Source organism: Trebonia sp., from assembly GCF_049794275.1.
Lineage (GTDB): Bacteria > Actinomycetota > Actinomycetes > Streptosporangiales > Streptosporangiaceae > Trebonia.
The window spans coordinates 1-8,631 of record NZ_JBARCR010000288.1 but is presented as its reverse complement, the minus strand read 5'-3'; the positions used below and the strand labels follow the sequence as shown (position 1 = coordinate 8,631).

The window sequence follows — 8,631 nt, the reverse complement described above, 5'->3', positions numbered from 1 at the left end:
GTCCAGCCGGATGAGGCCAGGCGGGCGCGGCTCGCCGGGTACGTCACGGCCGCGGCCAGGCTCGACAGGTAGGCGGGGCTGTTTGCGACGGCGCCACGATCGCGCATAACGATCTTCGTTCGATGCGGACAACGGCGCGAGCGCAGTATTGCCAGCCGCGCCGCCGGGGGCTTGGATAAGGGCACCATGTCGCGTCCTGTCGCTCACCTGGCTAATCTCGACCTGAACCTGCTCGTCGCGCTGCGGGAACTGGTCCGGGAGCGTAGCGTCACGCGCGCGGCGCAGCGGCTCGGCGTGACCCAGCCCGCGGCGAGCGCCGCGCTGTCCAGGCTGCGCAGGCACTTCGGCGACGACCTGCTGGTCCGCGAGCACGGCGAGTACGTCCTGACCGCGCTCGGCGAGCAGCTCGCCGAGCAGGTCGAGGTGGTGTGCGCCGCCGCGGAGCGGCTGTTCGCGGCCAGCACGGACTTCGACCCCGCCACGTCGGAACGCGAGTTCACCCTCGTGATGGCCGACTACACCATCATGGTGATGGGCGAGGCGCTGTCCCAGGCGCTCGGCGCCGCGGCGCCGCGTGCCCGGCTGCACATCCGGCTGGTGCGGGAATCGCTGAGCACCGAGTACGCGGACACCATCCGGTTCGTCGACGGGATGGTCGCCCCGCCGACCAACGGCTTCACGCTGCCCGACACCCGGTCCGCGGAACTGTTCAGGGACCGCTGGGTGTGCCTGGTGGACGCGAACAACCCCGCGCTCGACGCCGGGACGCTGGAGCTGCGGGACATGGCGCTGCTGCCGTGGGTCGCGCCGTACTACCGGAGCAACCAGCGGCAGCCGCCGTCGGTGCCGGTGATGCGGCAGCTGGCGCTGCTCGACATCCAGCCGCGGGTCGCGGTCCGGGTCGAGAGCTACCTGGCCGTGCCGTACTTCGTCGCGGGCACCGACCGGGTGGCGCTGATGCAGGAGCGGCTCGCCACCCGGCTCGCCGCCCAGGCGGGCCTGAAGGTGCTCGAATGCCCCGGCGACCACGAGCCGATCGTCGAGGCGCTGTGGTGGCACCGCCAGTACGAGGAGGACACGGCGCACGCCTGGCTGCGGCGGCTGATCGTGGAAACCGCCCGCCGTCTCTGAAAGCGGCCGCATAAACCGGCATAAACCGGGTTTATGCGGTTCAGTACGATCTTTTGTTTGTTTCCCGGCGGCCGCGAATCTACCGTCCTGGTTATGCCGCATGCGCTTACCGAACTGAAGCTGGAGGCGGTTACCAGGCCGTCCGGCGACTCGGAGCAGGCAGTCCGCGCCGACGTGTGCGTTGTCGGGGCCGGGATCGCCGGCTCGACGGCGGCGATCGAGTCGGCGCGGCTCGGGCGCGACGTGGTGCTGGTGGACTCGCTGCCGCTTATCGGCGGGCAGATGGTCCATTCGCTGATCGGGCTTTTCTGCGGGATATTCGGCAACGCCCCGGAATACCGGCAGCTGACGCACGGCGTTTTCGATGACATATTCCGTGCCCTGGGCTCATCCGGTGATCTTTACTTCTCGCGCGGTCATACCACGACGGTCTTCTACAACGAGGTGGCGCTCGGCCGCTGGCTGGAGAAGACCGTGCGGGACCTCGGGATCCAGGTGGTGACCGGCGCGGTGCTGCAGGACGTGGTGATGCGGGACGGGCGGGTTTTCAGCGCGGGCCTGGCGACTCGCTACGGGAACCTCAGGATCCGCGCCGACGGCTTCGTGGACGCGAGCGGCGACGCCGCCCTGACGTGGCAGGCGGGCCTGCCGTGCTGGGTGCCCGAGCGGCCCATCTACGGCAGCCAGCAGGTCATCGTGGAGAACCTGTCCGAGGAGTACAAGCCGGAGCCCGGCGAGGTGGACGCGGTGCTCGCCGCCCGCGGTGAGGAATTCGGGCTGCTGCGCAGGGGCGGGCTCGCGTTCTTCTTCCCCGGCCGCGGCACCGCGGTGCTGAACGTGACGCACATCGACGCGCCGTTGGATCCCTTGGACGCCTCGCGGGCGATGTTCGAGGGGCGGGACCAGGCGGACCACGCGATCGCGCTGCTGCGCGCCGAGTTCCCGAAGGCGTTCGGCGAAGCGCGGGTGCGGGCCTACGGGTTCCCCGGCCGGCGGCAGACCCGGTGGATCCGCGGGGTGCACCAGCTTTCCGTGGATGAGGTCCGGGCGGGTACCGCGTTTCCTGACGCCGTGGCCCGGACGGCGTGGCCGATCGAGCTGCACGACCGGTCGGACGGCTACGTCTGGGAGATGTTCGACGCCGGCCACGTGCACTACGTGCCGCTGCGGTCGATGACCCCGCCGTCTGTCGCGAACCTCGTGGCGGCCGGGCGCTGCGTGGACGGCGACGCGGCCGCGCTGTCCAGCGTGCGGGTGATGGGGCCGTGTTCGGCGATGGGCGCGGCGGCCGCGCACGCGCTTGACCTGGCGGCGGCCTCGGGCCCGGACGGCAGCGTGCACGACATTGACCTCGGGCGGCTGCGTTCGCGGCTCGCGGCGAACTTGGGAGACGACGGCTGATGTTCCTCACCGACGCTGAGAAGGCGATGCGCGACGGCGCCGAGGGCCCCGCCGTCGCGGCCGCGATGGACCTGCTGCTCCGGTACGGCGCGGCGCTCGACGCCTCGCGATTGTGCGACATCCGCAATGTCGCGGGGACGATGACCCAGCCGTCGCCGGTCAAGGCGCGGCTGGTGAAAGAGCACGGCTGGGACAAGGCGTTCGCGGTCATCAACCTGGACAGCGACGGCGACTTCGAGGTGCCGCCGATGGCGGTGCCGACGTGCCAGCTGCAGCACGGGTTCGGCGCCGACGCGCTTGGTATCGTGCCCTACCCGAAGGAGAACATCGAGCTCCAGGCCAGCGGCGAGGCCTTCTACGGCAGGCACGGGGTGAACATCCTCGCCACCTGCACCCCGTACCAGGTGGGCAACCTGCCCATGCGCGGCGAGCACTGCGCGTGGATGGAGTCCTCCGCGGTGATCTACGCCAACTCGGTGCTCGGCGCGCGGACCAACTGCGAGGGGATCGCCTCGACCGGCGCCGCGTCGCTGACCGGGAAGATCCCCTGCTGGGGCAACCACCTGGATGCGAACCGCTACGGGACGCATCTGGTTGACGTCCGGGTCCAGGTCGACAACTTCCAGGACTGGGGCATGCTCGGCTACTTCGCTGGCGGGGTCGCGGGCGAGGACCACCCGGTGATCACCGGTTCTATCGGGCAGCCGGACCTGACCGATCTCAAGCACTTCGGCGCCGCGGCGGCCACGTCAGGCGGGGTGGAGCTCTACCACATCCCCGGGATCACGCCGGAGAAGCCCACGGTCGAGGCGGCGTTCGGCGGCGCCGTGCCGCCGTCGCCTGCCGTCTACGGGCCGGCGGAGCGGCGGGCGATGTACGAGACGCTCAACGAGATCGGCACCTCCGCGGACGTGGACTTCGTGCTGCTCGGCTGCCCGCACGCCTCGGTCGACCAGATCCGGAGCGCCGCCGCCGCGCTCGACGGCAAGCGGCTGTCCCCGTCGACCGAGCTGTGGATCATGGCACCGCGCGCGCTCAAGGACGTCGCGGACCGCAGCGGCTACACCGAGGTGATCCAGCGGGCCGGCGGCCGGGTGCTCGCCGACTCCTGCCCGGCGATGTCGCGGGCCGCGCCGAAGGGGACCAAGGTGTTCGCCACCGACTCGGCCAAGCAGGCGCACTACCTGCCCGCGATCCTCGGCATCGAGGCCTGGTTCGGCACGCTCGAGGAGTGCGTCGACGCCGCCGTCACCGGACGCTGGAACGGAGGCCTGCGATGAGTGCCGTCATCCTGCATGGCAGAACTGTCGTCCCCGGGGTTGCCGAGGGCGAGGCACTGGTATCGCACGAGCCGATCTCCGGGTGGGGCGGGATCGACCCGGCGCGCGGCGTGATCATCGAACGACGGCACGAGCTGTACGGGGTGTGCTTCACCGGGAAGGTCCTCGTCTTCCCCAGCGCCAAGGGGTCCTCAGGCTGGGCCGGGTTCTTCCAGACGACGCGGCTGACCGGCACCGCCCCGATCGGGATGGTCATCGGCCGCATCTCCGCCAAGTCCGCGCTCGGGGCGGTGGTCACCCGGGTCCCCGCGATCACTGACCTGGACGCCGACCCCTGCGAGGTCATCGACACCGGCGACTGGCTGCTTCTTGACAACTCAACAGTGGAGGTCACCAAGCGATGACGCTGCGATCTAACTACGAGCCCGGCACCTCCCGGTGGGCGACCCGCCGGGCGATGTGGCTGGCGCTCGGGCTGTCCGACGAGGACATGGTCAAGCCCAAGATCGCGATCGTGAACTCCTCGTCCCAGCTCGCGATCTGCTTCAGCCACCTGGACGAGGTCGCCCGCCGGGCCAAGCGGGCGATCGAGCTGGCCGGCGGCGTCGGGTTCGAGGTGCGCACCGCGGCGCCGAGCGACTTCATCACCAGCGCCGGGCACCGCGGCGGGTACATCCTGTCCGCCCGCGACCTGATCCCGAACGACATCGAGGTCCAGGTGGAGGGCGCGCAGCTGGACGGGATGATCTGCCTGGCCTCGTGCGACAAGACCGCGCCAGGCCAGCTGATGGCCGCCGCCCGGCTGAACATCCCGACGATCATCGTCGCCTGCGGGTACCAGGCGAGCGGGAGCTACCGGGGCAGGCACTGCGACATCGAGGACGTGTTCCTCGCCGCGGGGCACGTCGCGAACGGCCGGGTCAGCGTCGAAGAGCTCACCGAGATGAGCGAGCACGCGGTGCTCAGCCCCGGTGTGTGCGCGGGCTTCGGCACCGCCAACACGATGCACCTGGCCTGCGAGGCGCTCGGCATGGCGCTGCCGGGCTCGACCCCGGTGCGGGCGAACAGCGAACGGATGTGGCGGGCGGTCGACGAGGCCGGGGCGCGGATCGTCGAGCTGGTCGCCGAGGACCTGAAGCCGCGGGACATCATGACCCCGGCGGCATTCCGCAACGCGGTCACGACCATCTTGTCGGTCAGCGGCTCGATCAACTCGGTCAAGCACCTGCAGGCGGTGGCGGCCGAGGCCGAGGCGGACGCCGACGTGTACCGGCTGTTCGAGACGCTCGCCGACGGCGTGCCGCTGCTGAGCGCGATCAGGCCCAACGGCGAGACGCCCATCGAGGAGTTCGAGGACGCGGGCGGGACCCGCGCGCTCATGAAGCAGCTGGCCGGGCTCCTCGACACCGGCGCCCGCACGGTCTCGGGACAGACCGTCGCGGAGAACCTGGCCGGCGTCGCGGTCGCCGGCGACGAGGTGATCAGGCCGCCGGAGCGGGCACTCGGCCGGCGCCCCACGATCGTGCTGATCCGCGGCAGCCTCTGCCCGGACGGCGGGATCGTCAAGCTGGCGGTCGCCGACGACCGGCGGCTCGAGTTCACCGGCCCGGCCCTCGTCTTCGAGTCGCCGCCCGAGGCGCTCGACGGGGTGCGCGCGGGGAAGGTCCGCCCCGGCCAGGTCGTGGTGCTGCGCGGCCAGGGCGTCACCGGCTCCCCTGGCATGGGCATGGCCTCGCAGCTGGTGTTCGCGCTGGACGGCGCCGGGCTGACCGGCGAGGTCGCGGTCGTCACCGACGGGCAGCTGTCCGGTCTGGTCAACAAGGGCATCGTGGTCGGCGAGGTGTCCCCGGAAGCGGCGCAAGGCGGCCCGCTGGCGCTCGTCGAAGACGGCGACACGATCCGGATCGACGTCCCCGGCCGGACCGCCGACCTGGACGTCCCGGCCGCCGAGCTGGCCCGCAGGAAGGCGGACCTGCGGGCCAGGCCGCAGGCGCGGGAGGTCGGCTGGCTGTCGGTCTACCAGCGGCTGGTCCGCCCGCTCCCCGAAGGGGCGGTGCTGCGGCCGAGAGAGACTGCGCCGTGACCGCCGCGAGCGCCGAGGAGGACGACGGTCGTGGCAGAGTCGCGCTGGCGGTCAGCGGGCTGTCGGTGTCGTACGGGAACGTGGTGGCGGTGCACGACGCGACGTTCCGGGTCGCGGAGGGAGACGCGTGCGCGATCACCGGGCCGAACGGGAACGGCAAGTCCTCCATCCTGATGGGCATCACCGGCATGGTGCGCCGTCGCGGCGCCGTGGAGATCTTCGGCGCCCCGGCGCCGAACGGCGACGTGCGGTGGGCCGCGCGCAAGGGCCTCACCCTGGTGCCGGAACGCCGCCAGCTGTACCCGGACCTGTCCGCGGGCGACAACATCATCCTCGGCTGCTACTCCTGGACGAGGAGCATGGGGAAGGCGAGAAGGTCCGATTCGTTCGGGCGGGCTGTTGATCTCTTCCCCGAGCTCAAGCCGCACCTGAAGCAGGCGGCAGGCACCCTCTCCGGCGGGCAGCAGCAGATGGTCGCGATCGCGCGCGGGCTGGCCGCCGACCCGAAGATCCTCGCGGTCGACGAGCCGTGCCTCGGCCTCGCCGAGACGGTCGCCAGGCGGGTGTACGACGTGCTGGCGAGGATCCACGACGGCGGCACCACGCTCATCGTCGTGGAGGAGGCGCCCAAGCGGGCGCTGACCTTGTGCAACCGGCGGGTCGAAGTGCGCAACGGGGTCGCGAGCGGCGTGGCAGCTACCTTCCGGGGGGACGACCCCCCGTACCCCCCGTCGAGTGCGGCGGTGTGACATGAAGTTCGGGAACCTCGTCATCGCCGGCCTCGTCACCGGGTCGATCTACGCCGTGTTCGCCGTCTGCGTCGCCGTCTGGTACCGGGTGTCGAACATCCTCAACCTCGCCGTCGGCGACTTCGCGATGGTCGGCGCGCTCGGCGTCGACAACCTGTACCGGGTCAAGGGGCTGCCGCTGTGGGCGGCGATCGTCACGACGCTGGCCGTCGTGGGGGCGTTCTCGTACCTGTATGACCAGGTGGTGCTCAGGATCGCGCTGGACGGGCGGCGGCAGATGGAGGGCATCGTCGTCACGTTCTTCTTCACCTTCGCGCTGTCGTTCTTCATCGACGGGGTGGCGAAGATGCTGTTCGGCACCGACGTGCACGCGGCGCCCGCGCTGTGGAACGGCGCGTCGCTGAGCTGGGGCAGCCTGCACCTGGAGCGTGCCGGGCTGCTCGTGCTCGTCTGCGCCGTGATCATCGGCGGCGCGTTCTGGGTGTACATCAGGTACACGCTCGGCGGGAAGGCCATGGAAGCCAGCGGCGAGAACGCCATCGGGGCGCGGATCGCGGGCATCGACACCCGGCGGTACCGGCGGCTGATCTTCGTGGGGACGGCGGTGATCGCCGCGATCTTCGGCATCGTGGAGTCGCCGATCACCGGGTACACGTACCTGTCCGGCGCGACCATCAGCCTGACCGGGTTCCTCGCCGCCGCCTACGGCGGGTTCCGCAAGCCGGGCCGGGCGCTGGTCGCCGGGCTGTCCATCGGCGTGCTCGAGGCGCTGCTCGGCGGCTACGTCAGCGCCGAGTACGGCGACACGGTGCTGTCCGCGATCCTCGCCGCGCTGGTGCTCGCCTGGCCGCGCGGGCTCGGCTTCGAATCGGCGGTAACCCAGTGACCGGGCTGGGCGGGTTCGCCCGGCGCACCGAGCGCACCGGGCTTGCCGGGCTTGACGGGCTCACCGGGGTGTCGTCGCGGCTGCCGCGGGCGCTGACGCCGACGGCCGTGGTCCTCGTCGTCGGCGCGGTGATCGTGCTGGTCTACGGGCAGCAGTACACCGGGTCGGTGTTCGTGCTGGCGGCCTGCTACGCGATCGTCACCGCCGGCATGGCGGTGCAGATCGGGTTCAGCCAGCAGATCGCGTTCAGCCAGTCCGTGTTCATGGGCGTCGGCGCCTACGGCGTCGCCATGCTGAACACGCACTTCTCGATGCCCGTGCTGGTGGCCACGCCGATCGTGCTCGTCGGCGCCGGGCTGGTCGCGCTGGTGCTCGGCTCGGTCGTCACCCGCGCTTCCGGGCTCGCGCTCGCGGTGGCCACGCTGATGCTGCCGCTGATCGCGGCCGGCTACGTGAGCTCGGCGGGGTACCTCGGCGGCGTCGTCGGCGCGCCGCTCACCGGAACGCTGTGGCCGTCGTCGTCGTCGACCTCCACGACGGTGATCGCGGTCGCCGGCGGCCTGATCGTCGTGGTCTTCCTGGCCATCGCCGTGTTCGTCGCGTCGCGGATCCTGACGTCCGACATCGGGCTCGAGCTGTTCGTGCTCGGCGTGGACGAGCGCACCGCCGCCGCGATGGGGGTGCGCACCCCGCGCCGCAAGCTGGAGCTGTTCGTGCTCGGCTGCGTGTTCGCCGCGCTCGGCGGCGCGGCCTACGCGGGCACCCAGCAGTTCGTCCCCGAGACGCTTGTCGACCCGACGTCCGAGCTCGCGCTGCTGATCATGCTGTTCATCGGCGGCCGGCGGTCCATCATCGGCGCGGTCATCGGCGCGCTGGTGATCCAGTACCTGCAGGGCGCCAGCAACTGGGTGAGCGTGAACATCCTGGTCGTCGAGGGAGTGCTGCTCACCGTGGTGCTGCTGGTGGACCCGGAGGGGCTGGCCGGCATCGTGGCGACCGCCGTGGCCTGGCTGCGCCGGAAGGCGTCGCCGACCGGCGGTGGCGATGTTGCCGGGGACAGCGTTGCCGGGGCCAGTGCGGCGGCCGGGGCCAGTGTCGCGG

Annotated in this window: 8 protein-coding genes; all 8 read left to right on the top strand. The window is 71.4% G+C overall.

Translation table 11 applies throughout. The annotated features are described in order from the left end of the window. The first annotated feature begins 186 nt into the window (after positions 1 to 186). The gene (locus WA805_RS08140) at positions 187 to 1,131 is read left to right on the top strand and encodes a LysR family transcriptional regulator (RefSeq protein WP_422274652.1); all 945 of its coding nucleotides are present in this window, start codon (positions 187 to 189) and stop codon (positions 1,129 to 1,131) included. Between the two features lie 93 nt (positions 1,132 to 1,224). After that, positions 1,225 to 2,532, top strand: a complete 1,308-nt coding sequence (locus tag WA805_RS08135; protein ID WP_422274650.1) for an FAD-dependent oxidoreductase — start codon at positions 1,225 to 1,227, stop codon at positions 2,530 to 2,532. After that, positions 2,532 to 3,812, top strand: coding sequence for an aconitase X (locus WA805_RS08130; protein ID WP_422289507.1), 1,281 nt, complete (start codon positions 2,532 to 2,534; stop codon positions 3,810 to 3,812). The genes WA805_RS08135 and WA805_RS08130 overlap by 1 nt, the downstream gene beginning before the upstream one ends. Further along, positions 3,809 to 4,216, top strand: coding sequence for an aconitase X swivel domain-containing protein (locus tag WA805_RS08125; protein WP_422274646.1), 408 nt, complete (start codon positions 3,809 to 3,811; stop codon positions 4,214 to 4,216). The genes WA805_RS08130 and WA805_RS08125 overlap by 4 nt, the downstream gene beginning before the upstream one ends. Next, positions 4,213 to 5,895: a dihydroxy-acid dehydratase gene (locus WA805_RS08120; protein WP_422274644.1), complete on the top strand. Its 1,683-nt coding sequence runs from the start codon at positions 4,213 to 4,215 to the stop codon at positions 5,893 to 5,895. Before WA805_RS08125 ends, WA805_RS08120 begins: the two co-directional genes overlap by 4 nt. Further along, the gene (locus WA805_RS08115; RefSeq protein WP_425242025.1) at positions 5,892 to 6,644 is read left to right on the top strand and encodes an ABC transporter ATP-binding protein; all 753 of its coding nucleotides are present in this window, start codon (positions 5,892 to 5,894) and stop codon (positions 6,642 to 6,644) included. Before WA805_RS08120 ends, WA805_RS08115 begins: the two co-directional genes overlap by 4 nt. A gap of 1 nt (position 6,645) precedes the next feature. Next, positions 6,646 to 7,530 carry a branched-chain amino acid ABC transporter permease gene (locus WA805_RS08110; RefSeq protein ID WP_425242024.1) on the top strand — a complete coding sequence of 295 codons (885 nt, stop codon included), beginning with the start codon at positions 6,646 to 6,648 and terminating at the stop codon, positions 7,528 to 7,530. Further along, positions 7,527 to 8,631 (top strand): branched-chain amino acid ABC transporter permease (locus WA805_RS08105; RefSeq protein ID WP_425242023.1); only part of this gene is annotated, 1,105 nt, incomplete at its 3' end. The genes WA805_RS08110 and WA805_RS08105, both read left to right, overlap by 4 nt.

What these genes read in the sequence shown, in the direction of transcription:
- WA805_RS08140 (WP_422274652.1), top strand. Translation starts at nt 187, where the DNA reads ATGTCGCGTCCTGTCGCTCACCTGGCTAATCTCGACCTGAACCTGCTC.
- WA805_RS08110 (WP_425242024.1), top strand. Translation starts at nt 6,646, where the DNA reads ATGAAGTTCGGGAACCTCGTCATCGCCGGCCTCGTCACCGGGTCGATC.
- WA805_RS08120 (WP_422274644.1), top strand. Translation starts at nt 4,213, where the DNA reads ATGACGCTGCGATCTAACTACGAGCCCGGCACCTCCCGGTGGGCGACC.
- WA805_RS08135 (WP_422274650.1), top strand. Translation starts at nt 1,225, where the DNA reads ATGCCGCATGCGCTTACCGAACTGAAGCTGGAGGCGGTTACCAGGCCG.
- WA805_RS08125 (WP_422274646.1), top strand. Translation starts at nt 3,809, where the DNA reads ATGAGTGCCGTCATCCTGCATGGCAGAACTGTCGTCCCCGGGGTTGCC.
- WA805_RS08130 (WP_422289507.1), top strand. Translation starts at nt 2,532, where the DNA reads ATGTTCCTCACCGACGCTGAGAAGGCGATGCGCGACGGCGCCGAGGGC.